Annotated in this window: 16 protein-coding genes; 11 read left to right on the top strand and 5 right to left on the bottom strand. The window is 57.4% G+C overall.

What is annotated here, in order from left to right; translation table 11 throughout:
• Positions 1-211 precede the first annotated feature (211 nt).
• Both IT585_03650 and IT585_03645 read left to right on the top strand, forming a co-directional pair.
• A complete protein-coding gene (locus tag IT585_03650) occupies positions 212-811 on the top strand; it encodes an acetate uptake transporter (GenBank protein MCC6962324.1) in 600 nt (199 codons plus the stop codon).
• Positions 812-837: 26 nt separating this feature from the next.
• Positions 838-1167: a DHCW motif cupin fold protein gene (locus IT585_03645; protein ID MCC6962323.1), complete on the top strand. Its 330-nt coding sequence runs from the start codon at positions 838-840 to the stop codon at positions 1165-1167.
• 109 nt (positions 1168-1276) lie between these two features.
• Here the strand turns inward: IT585_03645 and IT585_03640 are convergent, their stop codons facing one another.
• Positions 1277-6043, bottom strand: coding sequence for an HYR domain-containing protein (locus IT585_03640; protein ID MCC6962322.1), 4767 nt, complete (start codon positions 6041-6043; stop codon positions 1277-1279).
• Between the two features lie 466 nt (positions 6044-6509).
• Between IT585_03640 and sufC the strand changes: the two genes are divergently transcribed.
• The 5 genes from sufC to IT585_03615 are packed head-to-tail and all read left to right on the top strand — an operon-like array spanning position 6510 to position 11765.
• Positions 6510-7289 carry a Fe-S cluster assembly ATPase SufC gene (gene sufC / locus IT585_03635; GenBank protein ID MCC6962321.1) on the top strand — a complete coding sequence of 260 codons (780 nt, stop codon included), beginning with the start codon at positions 6510-6512 and terminating at the stop codon, positions 7287-7289.
• 1 nt (position 7290) lies between these two features.
• On the top strand, positions 7291-8706 hold the full coding sequence (gene sufB / locus IT585_03630; GenBank protein MCC6962320.1) for a Fe-S cluster assembly protein SufB: 1416 nt from the start codon (positions 7291-7293) through the stop codon (positions 8704-8706).
• Positions 8706-10055, top strand: coding sequence for a SufD family Fe-S cluster assembly protein (locus IT585_03625; protein ID MCC6962319.1), 1350 nt, complete (start codon positions 8706-8708; stop codon positions 10053-10055). Before sufB ends, IT585_03625 begins: the two co-directional genes overlap by 1 nt.
• 50 nt (positions 10056-10105) lie before the next feature.
• On the top strand, positions 10106-11347 hold the full coding sequence (locus IT585_03620) for a SufS family cysteine desulfurase (protein MCC6962318.1): 1242 nt from the start codon (positions 10106-10108) through the stop codon (positions 11345-11347).
• Positions 11334-11765 (top strand): SUF system NifU family Fe-S cluster assembly protein, encoded by a 432-nt coding sequence (locus tag IT585_03615; GenBank protein MCC6962317.1) that lies wholly within the window; start codon positions 11334-11336, stop codon positions 11763-11765. The genes IT585_03620 and IT585_03615 overlap by 14 nt, the downstream gene beginning before the upstream one ends.
• Before the next feature lie 20 nt (positions 11766-11785).
• Here the strand turns inward: IT585_03615 and IT585_03610 are convergent, their stop codons facing one another.
• Positions 11786-12727 carry a thrombospondin type 3 repeat-containing protein gene (locus IT585_03610; protein ID MCC6962316.1) on the bottom strand — a complete coding sequence of 314 codons (942 nt, stop codon included), beginning with the start codon at positions 12725-12727 and terminating at the stop codon, positions 11786-11788.
• Positions 12728-14224: 1497 nt separating this feature from the next.
• Between IT585_03610 and IT585_03605 the strand changes: the two genes are divergently transcribed.
• The 3 genes from IT585_03605 (at position 14225) to IT585_03595 (ending at position 19549) form a co-directional block, all read left to right on the top strand.
• On the top strand, positions 14225-18403 hold the full coding sequence (locus tag IT585_03605; protein MCC6962315.1) for a sigma 54-interacting transcriptional regulator: 4179 nt from the start codon (positions 14225-14227) through the stop codon (positions 18401-18403).
• Between the two features lie 360 nt (positions 18404-18763).
• Positions 18764-18919: a hypothetical protein gene (locus tag IT585_03600; protein MCC6962314.1), complete on the top strand. Its 156-nt coding sequence runs from the start codon at positions 18764-18766 to the stop codon at positions 18917-18919.
• Positions 18920-18958: 39 nt separating this feature from the next.
• Entirely contained in the window at positions 18959-19549 is a 591-nt protein-coding gene (locus IT585_03595; protein ID MCC6962313.1) for a hypothetical protein, read from the top strand.
• 463 nt (positions 19550-20012) lie between these two features.
• Here the strand turns inward: IT585_03595 and IT585_03590 are convergent, their stop codons facing one another.
• The 3 genes from IT585_03590 to recA all read right to left on the bottom strand — a co-directional run bounded on the left by IT585_03590 (position 20013) and on the right by recA (position 23104).
• Complete coding sequence (locus IT585_03590; protein ID MCC6962312.1) at positions 20013-20882, bottom strand: NmrA family NAD(P)-binding protein; 870 nt, start codon at positions 20880-20882, stop codon at positions 20013-20015.
• 137 nt (positions 20883-21019) lie between these two features.
• Positions 21020-21850: a class I SAM-dependent methyltransferase gene (locus tag IT585_03585; protein ID MCC6962311.1), complete on the bottom strand. Its 831-nt coding sequence runs from the start codon at positions 21848-21850 to the stop codon at positions 21020-21022.
• A 237-nt stretch (positions 21851-22087) separates the two neighbouring features.
• Positions 22088-23104 carry a recombinase RecA gene (recA, locus tag IT585_03580; protein ID MCC6962310.1) on the bottom strand — a complete coding sequence of 339 codons (1017 nt, stop codon included), beginning with the start codon at positions 23102-23104 and terminating at the stop codon, positions 22088-22090.
• 221 nt (positions 23105-23325) lie between these two features.
• Between recA and IT585_03575 the strand changes: the two genes are divergently transcribed.
• On the top strand, positions 23326-23708 hold a 383-nt coding region (locus IT585_03575; protein ID MCC6962309.1), incomplete at its 3' end, for an insulinase family protein.

Below are 23708 nucleotides of genomic sequence, written 5' to 3'. Positions count from 1 at the left end.
AGGGATTGCCCGTGTTCAAGACCAAAAAACACGGGCTTCACATTAAGGTTTTTCGGACGTGCTGTCAACAACAATAGGGAAGGAATTACGAAATGATTTTGCCGAGCCATTGGCGACACGATCAACTTGCCTGCGTAGCCGCAATCTCCTATTCTATGTGATCATCACGGACAGAAATGTCGACGTAATTGGCTTTGACGGGAGAAGAGATATGACACAACTGGCAGCGGAAACCGCCACTGAAATCAAAGACACCACCGCGAATCCGGCGCCGCTCGGACTGCTCGGATTTGGCATGACCACGGTGCTGCTGAACGTCCACAACATCGGGCTGTTTGGACTTGACACCATGATACTGGGGATGGGGATTTTCTACGGTGGCCTGGCACAGATCATCGCGGGGATTATGGAATGGCGCAAGCGCAACACGTTCGGCACCCTGGCGTTTACGTCTTACGGCTTGTTCTGGCTGAGTCTGGTGGCGCTGCTGGTGATGCCGAATCTCGGCTGGGGCGCGGCGCCTTCCAAAGGCGCAATGGCTGCCTACTTGTTCATGTGGGGACTGTTCACCGGGATCATGTTCATTGGGACGCTGAAACTGAGTCGCGCGCTACAGTTCGTCTTTGCTTCTTTGACCTTGCTGTTCTGGCTGTTGGCGCTCGGCGATGCCCTAAACAATGCCGGCGTCACAAAGCTGGCCGGCGTCGTGGGAATCATCTGCGGATTTTCAGCCTGCTACACGGGTCTGGGGCAGGTGTTGAACGAACTTTATGGACGCTCGGTACTGCCACTGGGGGCGACCAAGTCGTAGAGCGGTTCTCAGAAGCGAGGTAAAACATGAAACTTCAGAACATTCCGTTTGCCGCGATTGATTGGAACACGGTGGAAGCGACGGAGCATCAGGGCGAGAGCGGCATGGCATATTGGCGGACAATTCAGCTCGGCGATATTCGCGTGCGGATGGTGGATTATTCGCCGGGCTACGTGGCCGACCACTGGTGCGAGAAGGGACACCTGTTGCTGGTCTTGGAGGGTCAGTTGATTACTGAACTCAGAGACGGGCGCAAGTTCACGCTGACGCCGGGGATGAGTTATCAGGTTGCCGACGGGGCGATAGCGCACCGGTCGGTGACAGCAGAGGGAGCGAGGTTGTTTATCGTCGATTAGCCACGAAGTCTAATCAGTCCCCCCAAAATCAAAACGCCCCCGAGAATCTCCCGGGGGCGTTGGTGTTTTCAGAGCAAGTCAGGATCGTTGCCGACCCTGACCTACGAGACTACTTCAGCAGCGTCATCTTCTTGACTTCGGTAAAGCTACCGGCAGTCATCTTGTAGAAGTAGACACCCGACGCGACGGTATTGCCGGTAGCGTCATCGCCATGCCACTTCACTTGGTAGGAACCGGCCGGCTGATATTCGCTTACCAGGGTCTTGATCTTCGCGCCCAGAACGTTGTAAATCGCGATTTCAACCTGAGCCGCGCTCGCCACGGTGTACTCAATCGAGGTTTCCGGGTTGAACGGGTTCGGGTAGTTCTGGTTCAGGCTGAACGAGGTCGGCAGGACGCCGCCCTTGTTGATCGTCGTGAACTCAGAGATCGCAACGCGGTCGCCGTTGTTGGTCCACTGGATCGATTCGGCCGCTTCTTCCCCGTTGACCTTGAAGTTGATCTTGCCGGAGTTGGCAATCGCATCATTGTTGGCAGAGAAGTTGTCCGGACCATAGACCGGCATGAAGCCGAACTTGCCATTCTGACGGACGGTGTACTCGCCCACCAGCGCGCCGGCCTCGTTGTAAGCCTCGATCACGGTGCCGGCCGGGAGCGCCTGCCCGTTCAGGCGGACGTTCTGGCCGTACAAGTTGACCCAGGTATTGCTGGTCTTGACACGCGGCACGTAGCTCGCCGCAGTATACGTCGCATCCGTACGCGCGAAGGTCGGAGGCATATCGTAAATAAGCGAGCCCGGAGCGTTGGTCTTAATCCAGTAGCCAAAAAGCGGCTTCATGGCATTGAGGGTGGCCAGTTCCGGATGCGCCGGATCGTAGCTCAGACCGCCGCCTTCATAACCCAGGACGACGACCACCGAGCCCCAGATCGACGTCAGCGCCGTCGGCACTTCACGCGGATCTTCCGGCAGGTAGCTGACCAGGTTCCAGTTGTTTTCCAGCGCGATCGCAGTCGTGGCGTCAACCAGACGTCCCGTCACGCAGATCGAATCCGGCGAATCCATACGGAACCAGTAGCCATGGAAGTTATCAACATCCCACAGCGTCGAGAAGTCCGGAAGATCCGGATCGTAAGTCATGCCGACCGACTCGAAGCTGAGAATGACATCTGTGTTGTCCAACACGTCGGCAAACAGCGCTTCGAGTTCCGAAGTCGGCAGCTCGACGTTGAAGGAGATCAGGTTCCAGCCCGCCGCCAAATGGATGCACTTGGTGACGATATCCGGAGTGGCCGGATATTCGAAGCAGGCGGAATAGCGGTCACCGTTGCCGGTCCAGACCAACGGATCGCCAATCAGTTCGACCGGCTCGCCGTTGTAGAGGAGCGTAATGGTGTCACCGATTACGCAGCCTTCGTCGACGCTCGGTGAATACGGGTCATCGACGTAGACCGGCATGAAGCCGAAGGTGCCCGGCGTAGTAACGGTCCACTGACCGCACAGAACGCCATCCGGATCGTAGGCTTCAACGACGGAGCCAACCGGGATCGGCAAGCCGTTGTCCAGAGCCTCACCCTGGCAGTAGAGGTCAACCCACTCGTAGGTCGGGATGACATCGCCGCCATCGTTGGACAGCGCCAGCACATTGTCGTCGCTCGGGAGCGACACGCCGCCCAAGAAGTCCGGATAGTAACCCGGCTTGTAAGCGCGCAACGAATAGCCATCGGCCGGCGGCGTCATGAAGCAGAACTGGAACGAGCCGTCGGCGCCGGAAGTCGTGCTATTCTCAAGCGCATCCCCATACCACAGTTCAACGATCGCATCGGCAATCGGACTGCCGCTGCCGTCTTCAACCGTTCCAGTGATGCAGATCTCTTCCGTCACCTGGATCTCGATTGAACCTGCGCTAAACTGCGGATAAATCGAGCTTGCCATCACGTCGTTAAACAGCAGTTCAACGCCGGGGGCAATAAAAGTCGTGTCGATGGTCACGGTCTGCGCCGCAGCGCCGCCGTCAATCGAGAACCACAGAGTGCCCCACAAACCGCTGCCGGTCGCAACAAGCGGCTCCGGCGGGATGCGCAGGACGCCCAGGGCCAGCGTGCGATTCACATTATTGATGGTTGTGATCTTGGTGCCGATGTAATCCACCCGCGAACCAGCATACGAAACCGAGTCGAGTGTGACATCGGGGGAATCCCAAGTCAATCCGGCGGACATACCGGCCAGCTCTTCATAGTTTCGGAAAGTAAGCGGAACGGCCACATCAGTGCCGGCGTAGCCAGTCACATTGCCGACATACACGGTATCATCTGAAATCGGCTTGGGGGTAATGGTCAGATCGATGGTGATCTGGACACCCTCGTCAGCGTTTGCGCGCGGACGCAACACGACCGGCATGACGTTGATATAAGCCATATAGTTGCCCGGCGCCAGGGAGGCCGTGTTGAACAAGATGTTCATCGCATCACCTGGAGTCGCGCCGCCTTCAACGTCACCGGAGGTCGGGTCGACAGTCACCCACGGCTGGTCAACCGCGGTGGTCCAATACAGAGTGCCGCAGGTCGCGCCATTGGTGATGTAGACCAGCTGATCGAGCGGGCTGGTGCCTTCCTCGGCCAGCAATTCGAAGTAATCATCACTGACAACGACGAATGGAATCTCAGCGCAGCCCTCGACTACCAACTGCACCGTGTCAGCATGCACACCGGCGCGAGAAACTTCCGTACCCAGGAAGACCACATCGTAGGTTCCGGGAGGCGTCTCGGCGCTGATCGTGCCGCTGAACGTGCTGCTGACAGCCGGACCGGTAATCTCGACCGGGTTGATTGAGAAGTCACCGGTCGCGCCGGCCGGCAAGCCGCTGACCGCCAGGCTGACGGCGCCGGTGAAGCCATCGATCGGCTGCACTTCAACATTGAACGAGAACGGGGAAGCAGCTCCGCCCGCAACGTTCACGATTTCCGGAGTTGCATCAACGTTGAAATCCGGGAAGAGAACTTCGTTGACAGTAAAGGTCGCCGCATCGGAGTCAAACAGGGCGCCCGGATCGGTCGCGGTAAACGTGATCGTTTCGGAACCGATAAAGCCGCCCGGATAGGTCACGATGGCGACATTGCCGGTGTCGATAACCACGGTGAGCAGCGTATTACCGCTGAACGACCAGGTCAGTTCGTTATCGGCGTTGTCCGGATCGGTAACGTAGTTATCCAGATCGATCGTGGCAAAGTTCTGGCCGCTCAAAATCGTCTGATCCGGGATGTCGGAGACAACCGGCGGATCATTGACCAGCGCGTTGACCGTAAAGGTGGCCTGATCTTCGTCAAACGCACCATCCGGATCGGTGGCGCGGAAAGTAAAGACGGCCGAACCGGTGAAGTCGTCGATCATGATGGTCGCAATGCGATTCTCATCGATTGTGACCGTGATCGTACCGCGGCTCTTGAATTGCTGGACAGTCCAGGTGAGTTCATTGTCCGCGTTGTCGGGGTCCGTAACGTAGTCGTCCAGGTTGATCTGGGCAAACTGCTGGCCCTGATCGATGGTTTGATCCGGAATGTCGGAAACCACCGGTGCGGCATTGCCGACCGTCACGTTAACGTTGAAGCTGCAGAAGCCGGTGTTGCCGGCGCCGTCGGTCGCGGTCACATTGACCGTCGTGGTACCGATCGGGAACGCGCTGCCGGAGGCCGGAACGGCCACTGCCGTCGCGCCGGCGCAATTGTCGGTAGCGCTAACAAGGAAGTTCACGATGGCTTCGGTCTGGCCGAACGGGATCACGACGTCGATGTCACCCGGGCAGATCGCTACCGGGTTCTGGGTATCATTTACCGTAACCGTAAACTGACAAGTAGCATCGTTGCCGGAATCGTCGGTCGCCGTCACCGTGACATTGGTCACGCCCACCGGGAAAACTGAACCGGACGGCGGAACGGCACTGATCGTCACAGAGCCGTCGCAATTGTCGGTCGCCGTCGGCGTGAAGTTGACGACCGCGCCACACACGCCGGCATCGTTGCCGACCGTGATGTTGGCGGGGCAGGTCACGACCGGATCGGTAACATCGTTTACCGTAACGGTGGTTTCGCAGGTATCGGCGAGTTCTCCGTCAGAAACGATCAGCATGACATTGGTAACCCCCAGCGGATAGGGTCCAGGCGGTACCTGGGTCAGAGTGATTTCGTCGCCGGCATCGGGATCGTTCGAGCCGTTGTCGACGTTAGCCGGAGCCGTGCAGCCGGCACCGGCCGCCACGGTGATTGGCTGGCAGATTGCCACCGGCGGCTGATTAGTCGGTCCGCCGCCGCTGCCAAGGATAATGTCGCCCGCGCCACAATCAACGTAGCCGGGAGCGACATCGCCGCCCGCTGCCAGCGAGAAAGTCAAGAATCCGGCCGGCGGAACGAAGGTGGTGTCAATGTTGACGGTTGCGTCGGTGGCACCCGGCTGGATTTTGAAACGCAGAGTGAATGCTACAGCTTCGCCGGCACCGACTGGGTGTGGTACCAGCGGCAGAGCCGGTACAAAGTTGATCCAGCCAACCAAAAGAGTGTTGTTCGTCGTGTTCTTGTTAGTCAAGAACTGGCCGAAACCGCCGGTCACCAGGGCCGGTCCCGTAATGACCGAGTCGATTTCAATGAAATCGCTGTTGTAGTTGAACCCGTAGGAAAAACCGCCGAGTGCCGCCGAGTTGGCGATGTACACCGGCACGTCGATAAACGTCCCCGGGGTCAGATCGGTGACGTTCGTCGGACAGACAATTCGAAAATAGTTATTTGTCGAATTGTTCTGGCCGAAGGCCGTCCCCGTCATCAGAAAGATCGCTGCCAGAATCACGAGCCCAATCGTGAAGCGAGCAGCCAGGGGCTTTGGTAACATAGAGCCTCCGTAAAAGGTTAATGAGTTTAGGTTCTTTGCGAAGACGAGATAATTCTTCTTCAAAGCAAACTTGTCTCGAATAGAATTGTGCTTATGAGTGACAGGTACAAATAAGTACAGTCCCCCTCGTTCCCATCAACGCGAATATAAAGGTTTAAAGTGGGGTGTCAATACGAAAACTGGCGTATTTCCTGTTAAATTTATGTGCAGAAAGAGGTAAAGCCATGTACCGCTTGGCCAAAACTGTCCCAGATTAAGTCGATTCCGGACAACATCGACTTGCGGCCTTGCCCTGCCGTCGCCGATTTGCTATGCTCGGACATTTGTTGCTTCGGGCGCAACCGTTTTAAGTCGCTACGGATTCGACAAATAGCCCCCATGACGCGGGCGTACTACTTGGGAAATCATTTCTGACCAGATTGGTCAATATTGTGGATGGAATTTCTGACTGTAATATGAGGCACTAATGTCGAGTCAACCACCGCTGCTGGAAATCAAGAATCTGGGCGTTGCCATCGAGGGCAAGCAGATCATAAATGGGCTGTCCCTGCAGGTCAATTCCGGGGAAGTTCATGCGATTATGGGCCCAAACGGTTCCGGCAAGTCCACGCTCTGCTACGCCGTGATGGGACATCCCGAATACACCGTCACCGGCGGTGAAGTATTGTTAAACGGTAAGAACATCTTTGAGATGGAAGTCGATGAGCGCGCCAAAGCCGGTCTATTTCTGGCGTTTCAGTACCCGGTCGAAGTGCCGGGGGTAACGCTGCAGAACTTTCTGCGCACGGCATACAACTCACACAAGGGCGAAGACGGCAACAAGAAGGTGAATGTCCTGAAATTCTGGGGCTTTTTGAAATCAAAGCTGCAAATGCTGGGGATCGACGAGTCGTTCGCCAACCGCTACCTCAACGACGGGTTTTCCGGCGGCGAGAAGAAGCGGGCGGAAATCCTGCAAATGGCGGTGTTGGAGCCGCAGGTGGCACTGCTGGATGAGACCGATTCGGGGCTGGATATCGACGCGCTCAAAGCCGTAGCCGAAGGGGTCAACAAGCTGATGAATCCGAATATGGCGGTGGTCATGATCACGCACTATCAGCGGCTGCTGAATTACATCAAGCCGCAATTCGTACATATCATGGCGGGCGGGCGAATCATCAAGACCGGTGGCCCGGAGTTGGCGCTGGAACTAGAGGAGCGCGGATACGGCTGGATCGTCGGCGAGAAAGTGACAGCGGAGGCATAGCATGGCCGACCAGAAGCCCGCAGATAACCTGAACCTCGGCGAGTACAAGTACGGTTTTCGCGACCCGGAGAAGTACTCGTTCAAATCCGGCAAAGGGCTCAACCGCGAGATCGTGACCATGATCTCGGAGATGAAGAATGAGCCCGGTTGGATGACCGATTTTCGCTTGAAAGCGCTCGACCACTTCCTGCAGCGGCCAATGCCGCAGTGGGGCGGCGGCGGATTGCTCAATACGATCGACTTCCAGAATATTCACTATTACGTCAAACCGTCCGACCGCCAGGGGCGGTCCTGGGACGAAGTGCCGGAAGACATCAAGAAGACCTTTGATCGTCTGGGAATTCCCGAAGCTGAGAAGAAGTATTTGGCCGGCGTCGGCGCGCAATACGAATCGGAAGTGGTTTATCACAACCTGCAGGAAACTTGGGCCAAGCTCGGCGTGATTTTCCTCGATACCGATTCGGGACTGAGACAGCACGAGGATATCTTCAAAGAGCATTTCGGAACGGTGATTCCATACAACGACAACAAGTTCGCAGCTCTGAACTCGGCGGTCTGGTCCGGAGGGTCGTTTATCTACGTCCCGAAGGGTGTCAGCGTCGAGATTCCGCTACAGGCGTATTTTCGTATCAACACCGAGAACATGGGGCAATTCGAGCGGACTTTGATCATCGTCGATGAAGGCGCGTGGGTGCACTACGTCGAAGGCTGTACCGCGCCGGTCTATTCGACAGACTCGCTACATTCAGCCGTGGTAGAAATCATCGTCAAGCGTAATGGCCGTTGCCGTTACACAACCATTCAGAACTGGTCGAAGAATGTGTACAATCTCGTCACCAAGCGCGCGCAGGCCTGGGACGGTGCAACGATGGAATGGGTTGACGGCAACATTGGCTCCAAACTGACGATGAAATACCCCGCGATTCAGTTAATGGGCGAAGGCGCCAAGGGCGAGGTGCTTTCGGTAGCGTTCGCCGCCGACGGCCAGCATCAGGATGCCGGCGCCAAAGTCTCACACTTCGCAAAAAACACTTCCTCCTCGATTATTTCGAAGTCGATCTCGAAGGGCTCGGGGCGGTCTTCGTACCGCGGTCTGGTTAAAGTGGCCAAGGGCTGCACCGGCGTGAAGTCAAACGTTGAGTGCGACGCGCTGCTGCTGGATGAGCACTCGCGCACCGACACCTATCCCTATATGGAGATCGACGAGGAAGATGTCTCGATCAGCCATGAAGCTTCGGTCTCCAAGATTTCGGAGACACAGTTGTTCTACCTCATGACCCGCGGCCTTTCGGAAGAGCAAGCTTCGATGATGATCGTCAACGGCTTCATCGAGCCGATCGTGAAGCAATTACCGATGGAGTACGCGGTCGAGATGAACCGGCTGATCGAGCTGGAAATGGAAGGGTCGGTCGGATAATGACTGTCGTCATCAAGTCCAAAGAGAAAGCTGATCTCTTCGCACCGTGGTCGGAGGAATACTTCGGCAACTTCATTCGCGGCCTCAACGGCCGTGACGGAATCGGTGGCTGGCGGCGTACCAGCTTTGAACGGGCGCTGGCAGCGACGACCCCAAGCAATCGCGATGAAGATTTCAAGTATGTCAATTTCCGGGCGCTGAAACTGGACGGCCTGCAGCCGGCGATTGCTACCTGGTTGCCGCATGGCGACGGCTCTCCGACAACAATGCTGGCGACCGGCCTGGACAACGTCAACTTGCTGCCGGAAGAGTATCATGTCGCCGGCGTCGAGCACGACCCCGCCAAGAACATCTTCTTCGGATCGTTTGCCGAAGCGCATGAACGCGAGCCGGAGAAGTTCACCGCGCTGCTGGAATTCTTCCAGAAGAGTTTTCTCGAGCGCAAATTCGCGCAGTTCGCCCACGCTTTCCTGTCCGCCGGGGCCTACCTGCATATCCAGAAAGACACGGCTGAGTCGAATCCGCGCCAGATATACACGCGCCTGAACGGCGCGAACAAGCTAACCGCGTTCGCGACAGTGGCGCAATTGGAGTCCAACTCGCGCGGCAGCCTGGTGTGGGATATCGATGCCGATCCGGCGGCCTCTGGTCTCACCAACGGCACGCTCGACGTCGTGGTCGGCGCCGGCAGTCATCTGAATCTGCTTCTGACACAGCACCTGAGCGAACAGCTCAGCAGCGTCACCACCGTGCGCATTCACCTGGAGCGTGACAGCATGCTGGAGTTGGCAACGATCGCCTCGGGCGGCCTGGTCCACCAAACCGAGATCGATATCAAGTTCGCCGGTCCGGGCGCGCGGGCGCTGGTCAACGGCGTGTACCTTGGCCGCCGTCGCGAGAATTTCAATCTCCTGACGCACCAGGACCATCAAGTTGGTAACACCAATTCCGACTTGTTCTACATCGGAACGCTGTCGGGCCAGTCGTCTTCGAACTACCTCGGCAAGATCACGATCGCCCGCGACGCACAGCGTTCCGATGCTTACCAGAAGAACCGCAACCTGATCTTGAACAAAGGTTGTGCAGTCAACAGCTCGCCGAAGCTCGAGATCGGCGCCAATGACGTTCGGTGCACGCACGGTGCCACGACGACCAAAGTGTCGGACCTGGAAATGTTCTACCTGCGTTCCCGCGGCATTGACTATCTGACTGGCAAGGTGCTGTTGGCGGACGGATTCATCGCCCAAGTGACGCCCCGCATCAAGTCCGAGTTGTTGCAGAACGGGTTTGCACGCCGCCTTGATGCTCTGCTCTATCGGTGGGGCGCGGACGAGACTGATTCCGTGTGATTTTCGACTCGTGAAGGCTCTCTTGCCGCCGCGGGCGTGAAGAAGGATCCATGCCACTCGACATCGCGAAGATTAAAGCTGACTTCCCGATCTTTGCCCACACCGAGCGCAACGGTCGGCCGCTTACTTACCTCGACTCCGCCGCAACTTCACATAAGCCGAAATCGGTGATCGACGCTGAAGTCAAGTTCTACAGCGAAGAGTACGGCACGGTCCGACGCGGTATTTACCATCTTTCAGCGATGGCCACCGCGCAGTACGAAGGCGTGCGCAATCTGATTGCGGAATTTATCAATGCCGCTTCGCCGACGGAAATCGTCTACACCCGGGGCACGACGGAGGCGATCAACATCGTTGCGAGCTGTTACGGTGAGAGTCAGTTCCGGGCCGGCGATCAAGTGCTCATTTCGGAGTTTGAGCATCATTCGAATCTGGTGCCGTGGCTGATGCTGCGTGATCGCATCGGGATCGAAATCGTATATGTCCGCTCCACCAAGGACTGGCGGCTTGACCTGGATGATCTAGCCACCAAGTTGAATTCGCGCGTCCGGCTGGTCGCGATCACGGGGATGTCAAATGTGCTCGGTACGATGCCTGATCTGAAGGCGATCGGCAAATTGGCGCATGACAACGGCTCGTTGTTTCTGGTTGACGGCGCGCAGATGGTACCGCATACCGGCATCAATGTGCAATTCATCGACTGTGATTTTCTTGCCTTTTCATCGCACAAAATGCTTGGCCCCTCCGGCGTTGGCGTGCTCTACATGAAGCGCGACCTTGCCGATAAGATGCTTCCCTGGCAGGGCGGCGGCGATATGATCGAATCGGTTTTTTACGACCGCTTCACCTCCAACGGCTTGCCGTACAAATTCGAGGCCGGGACGCCGAACATGGCGGGAGTGATCGGGTTCGGCAAGGCGATTGAGTATATCAATGCGGTGGGGCTGGTCAATCTCATCATGCATGAGCGCGAGACCACGGAGTACGTGCTCCGGCGTTTACTAAATACCGACGGCATGGAGGTGTACGGACCCCATTCGCCGGCCAACCGTGGGGCCGTGTTTTCCTTCAATTACAAAGACTTGCACTCCCACGACATCGGCTCGATGCTCGATTTCTACAATATCGCGATTCGTGCCGGCCACCATTGCGCCCAGCCACTGATGGGCAAACTGGGCGTAATATCGACCGCGCGAGCCAGTTTTTACCTTTACAATTCGAAAGAAGAGATCGATATTCTCTTAGAGGCGCTCGTCGAGTGCGAGCGGTATCTGAAGCATGCAGTTAGATGATCTCTACCGCGACGTCATCGTCGATCACTACAATCATCCGCGTAATTACGGCAAGCCGGAAAAGTCCGATATCGTCGTTGAAGGCAAGAATCCGGTCTGCGGCGACGAGATCACGATCTACCTCAACGTCAAGGACGGCGTGATCGCCGACGTTCATTTTGAGGGCAAAGGCTGCTCAATCTCCATTGCCTCCGCCTCGGTGATGACTGAGTCGCTGATCGGCAAGAACCTGGAAGAGGCAAAGATCGTACTGGACGATTTCAACAACATGCTGCGCGGCGAGGCTTGCGAACGGTGCGAAAACTACTCTGACGCCGTCGCCTTCCAGGGCGTCACCAAGTTCCCGGTGCGAGTCAAATGTGCACTCCTCGCCTGGAAGACGGTTGAGGGCGCGATCAACGGCAACAGCCACAAGTAACCCCCGGAACGCCCATCCAATCAGGGGCACCCAGCGCAAGGCTGCGGCCCACCGGCAAAAATGTAGTTGATCAGGTAGACCGCATCCGAAATATTAGTGGAACCGCTGCAATCGGCATCCCCTGCTCCCGGCGGCAGGGGGACCGCGCCGCCCGCGAAGATGTAGTTGATCAGGAAAACTACGTCGGAAATACTAATCCCGCCACTGTGATCGGCATCGCCGCAACGAAATGGCCCCCACGCCACTACCAGTACAATACTCACCGTATCGGCCTTCGGGGTAGGACTCGCATCGGAACAAGCCAGTGTGAAGTAGTACTGGCCAAGAACATTGGGCGTCCCATGCAGCCGCGCCGCGATTCCCCCGTCGAAACTCATTCCGAACGGGATATCACCGCCGATGAGCTGCCAGGAGTAAGGCGCGCTGCCGCCAGCGCCGTGGAACGTGTAGTCGAATTCCTCGAGACAGCAGGCAGTGTCGGGAAGATCCTGGATGTGGATGTGCACAAAGCCATCGCAGGCGTCGCCGGTTCCATCGGCGTTCTCGTCATACTGGTCGTCGTTTATGATCGTCGGGCAGTTGTCGCACGCGTCACCGAGACTGTCGGCATCGGAAGCTTCCTGCCCCGGATTTGCGGAATAATCGCAGTTGTCCGATACGTTTACGACCCCGTCGGCGTCAATGTCCGGATCGCAAGCATCACCCAAACCATCCAGGTCAAGATCATCCTGACTATGATTGACAGCACTCGGGCAATTGTCACAGGCATCGCCGTTGCCGTCAGCGTCTGCGTCCACCTGATCTGCATTCCACACTTGCTGGCAATTGTCATAGCCGGCGATCAAGCCATCGTGATCGGTGTCCCGCGCAAAATCCCAGATGAGACCGTAAACACTGGCATCGGCGGGCCGTGTATTCATGAACATGATGACAGAGAAGTCTTCCTCGGGAAGACAGTACATTGCCGTGAGCGTTCCCGGCAGTCCGCCGTCGTGGCCCCAGACATACTGACCCGGAACGTCAGCTGCGTAACGGAACCAACCCAATCCCCAGTCTATCCCCTCCAGCCCGGGCGCCACTGTCACGCCAGCGTACTGAATCTCGCGCATCTTGACCACGGTCAGGCTGTCGAGGATGCGGATATCGCCGACACGCCCATAATTGAGAAATACTTGCATGACACGGCTCAGCTGCTGCGAACTTGTGCGCAGCTGACCACAGGGCCAGATCGGCAAACCCAGATGGCCGTAGGACCAGAATTGTCCCTGATTGTAGTAGGTGGGCATCGCGACGTTACCTACCCGCAAATTCGCCAAGTGCCAGGCGGTCTCGTTCATTCCCAGCGGCGCAAAGACCGAATCGCGACAGTAGCGCTGCAATGAATCGCCGGTCACGTGTTCAACTACCAGTCCCAGCACTGAAAACGCATAATTGCTGTACTGGCGATATGTGCCGGGTCCAATCGGAAGATAATTGGTAGTCTGATATGTCGTGCCGCCAGGCACGAGGTAGTTTTCAAGATATTGTTCAAGGTCAAGCGGGCTATCGCCACCGTAAGTAATATCCGGAACCCAGCTGGCGTCGTTGCGGTCGATACTCGACACGTGCGCCAAGATCATACGAATCGTTATTGCAGAATCGGGAAAGAGCGGATTCTCCACCGCGAACGGCAGGTAATCACTGACATCGGCATCGATGTCGAGCTGCCCATGCTCCCACAGTTGCAGGATTGCGATCGACAGCACGGCCTTGGAAATGGAGGCGAGAATGAAGACAGTGGTGTCGGCCACGGCAACGGAGGTGCCGGCGACCGAGAAGCCGTAGTTACGGGACCAGGCGATGCTGTCGCCCTTGAGGATCAGCGCCTGAATGCCGCGAACGTGAGATTGCCCCATGTATGCGTTAATGGCGGAGTCCAGCGTTTCCGGCGGCAGCGCGGCCTGGCGATCACGGGAATGAAGCTGATCGATGAACTCACGACTCAAAGGTCCGATGGCCGCCGTATCGGGCACCTTGACTCTTGAATCTTGAGCGATCGCAACATCGACCGGAGGCAAGCAGAACAGCGCGATGCCAATGCACAGCGCCACCAGTGAGTACGACAGCGAACTAGAGATTCCGCGAATTGTCTTCGCGAAATGTAGGTGACACATATACCCTCCCATTTCATTTGAATAAATCACGACCACAGATGCTGCCGCGGCCGGGACACTATGGCGGTGCGGTACCGTTGTTGCGTTGACAAAGGGGGTGCCTGAGGAAAGAACCTACACAGATAATATGGAGTTTCTGCTCCATCGTCAAGTGCGATAAATGAGTTTTCTGCTCCAGCCGCGGATCGTGATGATTCGCTCTTCGGCAGTACGATCAATTTTCAGTTCACTTCCCCCTTGTTATCTGCAGCCTCAGCCTTATCTTGAGACAGAGTCTGTTCTGATTTTTGCTAACGGATCTGTTAAATGTCTCGCGAAGTAAAGGGAAGCGGACCTGACGAACCGCTCGACAAACGAACACTGTTTGAGTCGTTCGTCCGCCGCGATGCACACTATCGTTGGCCGGTTCTGGTCAAGCGCCCCCGGGCCGATGCTGCCGATCGGTCCGAGCTGAATCGTCGTCTGCGCGACAGCTACGACGTCGCCCGCGGCTGGCGTCACCCACACTTGTTGGCACCAATCGACCTGTACGAAGAGGACGATCGCGTCCATCTGGTTTACCCTTATTTTCCGCCGGAAATCGCCGCACCCCTGACGGCCGCGGTGTTCTGCACTGACGCCGCTCGAATGCTGGAACAGATTGCCGGCGCGCTTGAGTTTATCCATCAGATGGGCTATGTTCACTGCGACCTGAAGGCGGAAAACATCTTGGTACAGCACGTCGGAGGGCACCGGCGGGTGCTCGTCACCGACCTGGACTTCCTGACGCCGATTGCCACCGCGCCGCGGGCCAAGATCTTTGGATCGCCGCTGCACATTGCGCCGGAAATCTTGCGCGACGAAATCGTGCTGCCGCAATCCGACTTCTATTCGCTGGGAGCGATGCTGCTCTTGCTGACCCAGGACGAACCGGAACAAGCGCGGGCGCAATTGATGGCCGCCGTCTCCGGCGCAGAAGCGTTCCCGAATCTGGTCGCATCCGAACTTCACGACAACTGCCGCAATCTTGCGCCGCTGATCACGTCGCTGCTTGCGCCGCAACACAGCGAACGGCCGGCGCATTTGGGCCGGGCCCTGCAACCGGTGTTGGCAGATTTCGACCTCGCTGGTTACGAGTTGAAGCTACTGCGTTGCCTCATCCGCACGCGACTGCGTCGCTTTGCGCGGCCGTTGGACTCGCCGGATTTGATCTACGATTTTGTCGAGCGCGCGAGCCAGACGTTTGGCTTGCATCCCGATCTCCTCCGCGCAGCTGACACGGCCCACCAGCAGCGTCCGCTCCATGCGTTCCGGGTGCTGCGCGACTTGCTGATGACGGCACGAATCACGCGCGTGGCGCGATTCTGGCAGATTGCTGCACCGCTGTCCGAGCAATTGCGCGCGCTGGATCGGCTAACTTCGACGTCGGCGGAAAAGGAGCCCGACCGCCGGTCGCTACTGGCATCAGCATTGCGAACGCGATTGCGCGGGCAGTACCTGGCAGCCGTGCGACTTATGGCAAAACTGCTGGAGCGGATGGAGTGGTGGACACCGGCGCAGTTGGACAGTCTGCGCATGAAGCACGCACAGGTGCTGCGCATGGCGGGATTCGCGAGCGAGAGCAGCCAGATTTATCGTGTCTTGGCAGAAAGAAATCTGCTCTCACCGCCGAAACGCGTGCTCATACTGCGCAATCTGGCGGACGGATTTGCTATCCAGTCCAGCGTTCGCGAGCAGGGTGAAGCACTCCGGCGCGGTTATGCGCTGGCGCGGAAACATGGCCTATTGGCGCATCGTCTCCGCATTCTGGAAAGGCAGGTCTGGCGCCTGGCGCAATACGGCCGCACTCCCGCGGCTTTGGCGCGCATGAACCGGATCATCGACTTCGCCCGACGCGTTCAACTGCGCAGCTCCCTGGGCTACCTGGCCAACGGTTGCGGCAGTTTTCTGTCGGTTCTGGGCCGTGGAAAGGAAGCAGACGACCTCTTGACGACCGCACTCAGAGAATATGCGGAACCGACGGATATTGCCTACGTCCCGCTGATGATCAACCTTGCGCGTGCCCGGTCTGATGCCGGGAACTATCGGGCGGCCCTGGACCTGATCAACCAGATTCGACAACATCCCATGTTTCGACGCGAGTTGGGGATGGCAGCGATCGCCGAGGACGGCACACTGATGTGTTATGTCCTCCTGGGCGACTTTGAGCGCGCCGAGCAGACGCTGACGCGGCTGTTGGCTATTGCGCGCCAGCGCTCCGACGTAGGAGCAGTGGCCCGCTTCTTCTCCCTTTCTGGTTGGTTGGGATTGCGGAGCGGTCAGTTTGCACGGGCACTCAAGGACCTCGAAACGGCAAGAAGGCTCGACGACAAAACGTTTCCGAACTACTATCGCTGTCAGACTTACTACTATCTTGGCTATGTTTACCTTCTCCGTGGGGATCACCGGCAGACCCTTGCTCTGGCGGCCGAAATAGCGCGTCTGAGCGGGAAGACCGGTTCTGCGGTCGAAAAGCTTGACGTCCAGCTACTCAACGCCCTTGCCGGGACCGAAGAAGGCTCAGGCGACCAGACTGACGCTCTGGCCGCCATCTTTCGCGAACATGAAACCAACGGCAATCACTTCCTGGCCTGCTACGCCCTCTTTCACCTGCTGGCGGAGGGTACTGCCGCGACCGTGCGGACTTTGGTTGCCGACCGCCCGGCGTTCGACGAGTTTCTGGAAAACTCCGGCGCTGTGCTGGCCGGTGCCGTCTTAACCCACTTGCGTGCGCTGGGCATTCGTCCGCTCTTGCCGGAGCAATCACGGCTGACGGCGTTGAAACTGGCGCTGGCCCGCTATCGCAGCGGCGGTTTCCTCTGGCCGGCATTCCGCATCTGCCGGGATTTGGCGGCGCACTATCAACGCGAAGGACGGCCCCACATTGAGCGGCGCTACCTTGAAGAGACGCACCGAATCGCCGTGCAAATGATGAACCAGGATCTGATTGAATCTTGCCGGGGTCAACTGGAGGCGCTAAGGGAAGGAACTGCCGGCAAGACCGCCAGTGACGCGCTGCTGGCTGTCTCCACGGTCTTCCGTTCAATCTCGGATTATCGCACGGTCGTTCAGAAATTGCTCGAATTTTGCATTACCGAAACCGGGGCGGAACGCGGGGCGATTCTGGTGGCGATCGAAGGCGGCGGAAATCTGCGGGTCGAGGCGGTGATCGATTGCGACGACGACAGCTTGGAGGACATCCTTGCCGTCAGCCGTTCGGTGATGCGCACAACTTTTGAAAGCAATGAGCCCCTGTTCGTCGATGACGCTTCTCGCGACGCGCGGACCGCCAGTCGCGCCAGCATTCTGCAGCACAACATTCTGTCGATTGCCTGCGTGCCGCTCATTGCCGATGGCCGCGTCGCCGGCGTGCTGTATCTCGACCATCATAGCGTACCCGGCATTTTCCACGACGAAGAGCGACGGATTATCGAAGCGATCGCCAACTTCGCCGGCGCCGTCCTGGCCCATGCCCGCAATCTGCGCACTGTCCAGAAACAACAGCAGGAGTTCCTCGCGGCTGCCGCCGCGCGCGGGGCCTCCGCCGAATTCATCTCGAGAAACGCCACTGTTCAGAAGCTATTGGGCGAAGTGCCGCTGATCGCCCGCTCCGGGGCACCAGTACTGCTTTACGGCGAAAGCGGAACCGGCAAGGAGATTATCGCCAACCTGCTACACCAGCATTCGCCCTATTCCGACGGCCCGATCATAACGGTCAATTGCGCAAATCTGCATGGCGACATGCTGCAGAGTGAGTTGTTTGGGGTGGCTCGCGGTGCCGCGACCGGCGTGATACCGCGAGAGGGCAAGCTTCAGTCTGCCGACGGCGGGACGCTATTCCTCGATGAAATTGGCGACCTGCCGCTGGAGGCCCAGGCGACTCTCCTGCGCGTACTGGACAAGAAGGACTTTACCGTCGTCGGCAGCAATCGGCCGATCAGCATCGACATCCGCTTGATCGCCGCAACCAACCGCGACCTCGCGGCCATGGTCCAAGAGCAACGCTTCCGTCTCGACTTCTACCACCGGATCCGTGCCTTCGATCTGCGCATACCGCCGCTGCGCGAACGCGAGGATGACATCGAACTTCTCTTTGCTCACTATTTCGAAGTCATGGCGCCCGGCAGGGGATATCACCTGACTGCCGCAGCATTAAAGAAGTGTCTGCAATACTCCTGGCCCGGCAATGTCCGCGAGTTGATTCGAACCGTCGAGCGGATCATCGGCCTCTTTCCGGCCGGACCGGTTCGACCGGAGATGTTGGGAACCGACATCGTCGGCGCCGCGGCTGTTGCTCCGAGCAATTTCCAGCGATCATGGGAGCAGGTCGAACGCGACGAGCTGATTCGAGTGCTCAAGAAGCACAAACTCAACCAGTCCGCGGCCGCTCGCGAACTGGGCCTTTCCCTTTCAACATTCCGGCGCCGTCTCAAGAAACACGGCATCGATCCAGACAACCCGCGTTAAGCCCTCATTCTTGCCGTTTTTCTCTGGTAAACTTGCCGAAAACGGCAACTTCTTAATGCGTTGTCAAACAGTAAGTTAGAAAGTTCGCAGCCGTCTTTTACGTCGTTTTTGGCAATTTTCTCGGAGACCGGCCCTCCCAGAAAAAGGGGACGCTTCATGTAAGATATTATTCAACAATAAGTTATAGAACTTCGAAGGTGCGTCATCACGTGGCACGTCGCGTGACAATGGCTTCTGCCGGGGACTGTGTGAACATCTCTCGGTGGAGGAGCCGTGAAAACGCGCGAAGTATCTGTTCAAAAATCGTGGACTTGGTGTCGCTTGACAGTTTTGGCCGTTGTGGCGGCGTCGGCATTAACAATGCCTACCCTGCTTGGTGGCGAGACGTCCCCAAGCTGCCCAACCTGTCTGCCAGCCGACACGACCGGGCCGGAAACCACAATAGTGCTCGATGACGGGTCAAGCGATTCCGGCATCTTTGAAGTCGTCAACCTGATCCTGAGTTTCATCTTCTAAGCGAAAGGAGGGCTCGACTTGTCAAAATCGGAGAACCTGTTGCTACTGGTCTACTTGTTGATGTACCGCCACGGCATCAGCATCGAGGTGATTGAACGAGAGTGCAAGGTGACGCCGCGAACCGCTTTTCGTTATATCAATGCACTCGAGAAGATTGGTCTCCCGATCTACTATGATCGGCTCAGTCGGACCTATCGCTTGCTCAATCATGCAGCGCGGTTTTCGCAACTGGTTCCTGCAGAAGCCGCGCTCCTGGTCCTGGCGCTGAACGTCCTGGAATTCTCGATCAGTCCGCGTTCACTCGATCTGATCAAGCGTGTCCGCGTGAAACTGGAGAGTTTCGTACCGCCAGAGGAACAGCGCGCTATGCTGAAGGTGCTCGAGGGTATTCTTGACCGCAGCGATGGCGATCAGCTCCGCAGCCATGTCATCATCACTCTGGTGGAGTATGCCCAGCGTCTGGGGCGCAAGGTGCGCCTCGAGTACTCCGGCTTTGATTCCGGCAAGACGGTCACCGAAATCGAGCGACCGACACTGCGCTTCGAACGGGGCTGGCTGGTGCAGGATACGGCAGGAAGTCTCCAGGGGGCGATTCCAATAGGCAACATCATTGATCTGGAGGTTCTTTGAGAAAAATTCAGAATTTCGAAAAAACCTGAATTCAAACTGACAAGATCTGACAGTGCCGGTGCCTATAATGTTAATTGAATACAACAGCCGGAGAGGTCGGCGGATTCAGAGAGTGGGGAATAAAAAAGGGGGAAGAAGTCGACCTCAGAGAGGGGGCTAGGAAACTCTGAGGATACGCGATACCTCTCCCCCCAAAAGCTTAAAAGGGGTGCCTTACCCTTATCGTAAGGCGACCGGAATTAATACGGTGTCAGTCACGAACGCAAGGGTTTTTCTTTCACGCACGCAAAAAAAATTGCCTAATAACGACAAAGTCGCTCCGTCATTTCCAGAACTGTAGCTCCTTGAGGCAACGTAAGTTACCGCTGGTCGACATTCTCCTGTTTTTGAAGCCTGTACCAGTCAATCAAATAGCCGGACGTGTGTCATGATGAACCAGCAAACTGTCCACATTGGCTGTTGGCTATCGACCAGCTCTCCAGACTGCTGCCGTTTCGGTGACGAAATCCGGATAACGCCGTGGCGAGTGACCGATGGCTGATTCTGCATCCGCAGCTTCTCGTGCTTCGATCTTGAACTGGTTCTTCTGGAAGAACCCATACATAATCTTGAGATCATGCACCATCCACCCCGGCATGAACTGCGCGGCCGCCTGCCCCCATTGATCAAGATCATCACCCATGTAATTGATTTCGGTTTTGAGATGCTCGCTCCAGATGCGCGCGGTGTCTTTGCCATTCAGGATGTCGGGGCAGCAGAGATGGATCGTCTTGCCGTCGAGCTTGGTGCTCAGCAGCGCGTTGACTGCGCCATCAGCGATGTCGCGGATGTCAATGCGCGGTAATCCGAGCGGGCCGATCGGCTGCGGGTAGACGCCAAACTGCAGCATCGCGTCTTGGTACCATAGATCGTTCTGGAAAAAGCTGCTCGGGCGCAGGATCGTGAAGGGGACACCCGATTCACGCACCGCTGTCTCGATTGGGATCTTGGCGGCGAAATTCGGGATCACCTGCGAACCGGGAGGCATGATCACAGATGAATATACGATCTTCCGCACGCCGGCCTTCTTGGCCGCGCGTACGGCATTCTGTCCATGCACGGTTTCGTCAGGATGCGAGGCCGTGATCAGCATTAGCCTGTCGCAGCCGGAGAAGATCCCCTGCAGACTTGGTGGATCGGCGAGGTTGCCGACAACCGCCTGCGCACCGGCCGGCGCCGTGGCAGCCCGCTCGGCCGAGCGCGTGAGTAAAGCAACAGCCTCGCCGCGATCCAACAAATTCGAAACGATCAGACTTCCAACTCGACCGGTACCCCCGATTACAAGAGTCGCCATGATTCCTCCCTACTCTTCTAGGCGGTGTTTGTGATGAGATCGGGAACTAATGTACCAAACGTGTTACGAAAGCCAAGCGTGATCTGAAGTGAGGTCAGAAATGTCAAGCAAAGTGTCAGGATCGCAGGGATCCTGACCTACAATGCGGCTGGCTCGGCTGTGCCAATCGGGGAGAGCTCGCAGACAAATTCGGCAAGCGTTTCCGGGGCTCGCAGATTCAGCAGTTCGCGGCGATTGGCAGCCAATTCGGTGTAGCTGAATGATGAGATGCGATTTGGGTCGAGCTGAAGTGGCTTCCGAGTCTCTGCACGGCGGACGAGGCCGACCCCCCAATCGCAATCGAGCACTTGCACCTCCAGGTCGCAGCGCTGCGAGCGCAGCCACAGGACGGCGCGATCAACGTCGCCAGTCCAGGTGCCATCCCATTCAGGCAGCTTGCGCGCTTGTTCGAGTTCAGAATACGGCGTCGCGACAATCGCGCGATTGGGCGAGCAGTCGTGCATGACGATGACGCCGCCATCATTGAGATATTGCAGACAGTTTTCGACATCGCGGACGGCCTGGCGCCATTCGTGGAGTCCATCGACGAAAGCAACATCGATTCCGCGATGTGCGATGACTTCGCGGGCGTGTTGCTCGAAGAACTCATCTGAAGTCATTTGGAAGTACTTGAGACTTTGCTGGCTTCGCGGACCGGGAGGATTGAGATTGGTGACGGTCATGAACGAGTCGGCGGCATTCACACCGACATCGAGCACGAAGCGCGCACCGGGGAAGTTCAGAGCGTCGCTGAGCACGCCGGTGGCGGCATGAACGATATTTGGCGAGGGGCGAGCCGGATCGATACCGATGCGGGTGGCGGCGCGAACGCGCAGAAGCGTCTCCGCGTGAGCTACGCCGATTTCCAGATAGGTGCGCGCGTTTAGTGCATTGACGACGGCTTGGATGATTTCCGCCCGATTGAGCATGAATCCGATTCTCGCTTTCCGATCCGCTGGATTACCTGGGTAAATCCGATTGCTAACTCTCAATGAGTGTATCGGTCAGAGTTTGCAGGAGTTTAGGAGAAACGGTCAGAAACGCAGAAGTTCAAAGGTACTCTTTGCCCCCATATGCGATTCGATCGCGAAGGGGCGGGGCTTGTCCCCGACCCAGATTCATTCACCACTCAAGAGCAGGCGATCACATGTGTCGCTCGAAAGAGACTACTCCTCTTTATGCCCGTTGCTGGCCAACCCGACTTTCTCGAGGATCGAAGCTTTGAGTTTCTCCTTGATATCCGGGTTGTTGATCAGGAACGCCCGCGCGTTTTCGCGGCCCTGACCCATGCGTTCGTCGCCGTAAGAGAACCAGGTCCCGCTCTTCTGGATCAAATTCAGCGTCGTGCCGATATCGAGCAATTCGCCCTCGTAGTTGATGCCGGTGCCGAACATGATGTCGAACTCGGCCTCCTTGAACGGCGGCGCCACCTTGTTCTTGACCACGCGCACGCGCACGCGGCTGCCGATCACTTCATCGCCCTCTTTCAACGAGGAAATGCGGCGGATATCCATGCGCACCGAGGAATAGAACTTGAGCGCATTGCCGCCGGTCGTGGTTTCGGGATTGCCGAACATGACGCCGATTTTCATGCGAATCTGGTTGATGAAGACGACGCAGGTCTTCGACTTGGAGACCGTACCGGTGAGTTTGCGCAGTGCCTGCGACATCAGCCGCGCCTGCAAGCCCATGTGCGAATCGCCCATTTCGCCGTCGATCTCGGCCTTGGGTACCAGCGCCGCGACCGAGTCGATGACAATGCAGTCAACCGCGCCCGAGCGCACCAGGGTCTCGGTAATTTCCAGCGCCTGTTCGCCGGTATCGGGCTGGGAGATGAGCATGTTGTCGGTGTCGACGCCGAGCTTCTTGGCATAAGCGGCATCGAGCGCATGCTCAGCATCGATAAACGCCACCGTCCCACCGGCCTTCTGAGCCTGCGCGATGATGTGCAGGGCGAGGGTCGTCTTGCCGGAGGATTCCGGGCCATAGAGTTCGATCACGCGCCCGCGCGGAACACCGCCGATCCCGAGCGCCAGATCCAGGGTGAGCGAACCGGTCGAAATCACCGGGATCGGTTCGATCGCACCGAGCGCGCCGAGTCGCATGATCGAGCCCTTGCCGAATTGTTTTTCTATCTGTGACAGCGCCGCATCGAGCGCTTTGGCTTTACCGTCGCCGGCCATAGGGTCTAACCTACCTTTCTGGGTTGGATGCGCCCCAACCGGGCGCAGTTACACATCTCGGCTCTAATAACAGTCGCCAACAATCCAATGTCAAGGGCGGCGAAATCACATTTGGAGGTCTGCTACGACACTCAAGGGTCAGCCGGAATATCCACTTGACTCAAGGCGACCGGCGGGGTTGATTTTGTCCGATAGCGATGCTCTAACTCAAGGAGAGACAAGTGAATCTGCGCTCAATGACCCTGGCCGTGCTGGCCTTCATGTTTCTGACTGCGCTCCCGGTGCTGGCGGGGCTGCCTTCAACCAAGGTGACCTTTGAAAATGGCTTGCAGGCGATCTTCGTCGAGAACCATTCTTCGCCGATGATCACCTCGATCGTTTTCGTCAATGCCGGCGCGCGCTACGAAAACGAATTCAATAACGGCGCGACGCACTTCCTGGAGCACCTGTTGTTCAACGGTACCAAGACCAAGTCCCAGGAGCAGCTTGACGATCTCATCGAACGCCACGGCGGCTACATCAACGCCTTTACGCGCAAAGACCTGACCGCCTACCTGGTGCTGATGCCGACGGAGTACATCGACTACGGCCTGGATGTCCAATC

It is taken from the genome of Candidatus Zixiibacteriota bacterium, assembly GCA_020853795.1.
Taxonomy (GTDB): domain Bacteria; phylum Zixibacteria; class MSB-5A5; order CAIYYT01; family CAIYYT01; genus JADJGC01.
This window is presented reverse-complemented; position numbering and strand designations above follow the sequence as displayed.

Excerpts from the sequence above, each read along its gene's own strand:
- IT585_03650 (MCC6962324.1), top strand. The coding sequence starts at position 212 with ATGACACAACTGGCAGCGGAAACCGCCACTGAAATCAAAGACACCACC.
- IT585_03645 (MCC6962323.1), top strand. The coding sequence starts at position 838 with ATGAAACTTCAGAACATTCCGTTTGCCGCGATTGATTGGAACACGGTG.
- IT585_03640 (MCC6962322.1), bottom strand. The coding sequence starts at position 6,043 with ATGTTACCAAAGCCCCTGGCTGCTCGCTTCACGATTGGGCTCGTGATT.
- sufC (MCC6962321.1), top strand. The coding sequence starts at position 6,510 with ATGTCGAGTCAACCACCGCTGCTGGAAATCAAGAATCTGGGCGTTGCC.
- sufB (MCC6962320.1), top strand. The coding sequence starts at position 7,291 with ATGGCCGACCAGAAGCCCGCAGATAACCTGAACCTCGGCGAGTACAAG.
- IT585_03625 (MCC6962319.1), top strand. The coding sequence starts at position 8,706 with ATGACTGTCGTCATCAAGTCCAAAGAGAAAGCTGATCTCTTCGCACCG.
- IT585_03620 (MCC6962318.1), top strand. The coding sequence starts at position 10,106 with ATGCCACTCGACATCGCGAAGATTAAAGCTGACTTCCCGATCTTTGCC.
- IT585_03615 (MCC6962317.1), top strand. The coding sequence starts at position 11,334 with ATGCAGTTAGATGATCTCTACCGCGACGTCATCGTCGATCACTACAAT.
- IT585_03610 (MCC6962316.1), bottom strand. The coding sequence starts at position 12,727 with ATGTACTGTCTTCCCGAGGAAGACTTCTCTGTCATCATGTTCATGAAT.
- IT585_03605 (MCC6962315.1), top strand. The coding sequence starts at position 14,225 with ATGTCTCGCGAAGTAAAGGGAAGCGGACCTGACGAACCGCTCGACAAA.
- IT585_03600 (MCC6962314.1), top strand. The coding sequence starts at position 18,764 with ATGCCTACCCTGCTTGGTGGCGAGACGTCCCCAAGCTGCCCAACCTGT.
- IT585_03590 (MCC6962312.1), bottom strand. The coding sequence starts at position 20,882 with ATGGCGACTCTTGTAATCGGGGGTACCGGTCGAGTTGGAAGTCTGATC.
- IT585_03585 (MCC6962311.1), bottom strand. The coding sequence starts at position 21,850 with ATGCTCAATCGGGCGGAAATCATCCAAGCCGTCGTCAATGCACTAAAC.
- recA (MCC6962310.1), bottom strand. The coding sequence starts at position 23,104 with ATGGCCGGCGACGGTAAAGCCAAAGCGCTCGATGCGGCGCTGTCACAG.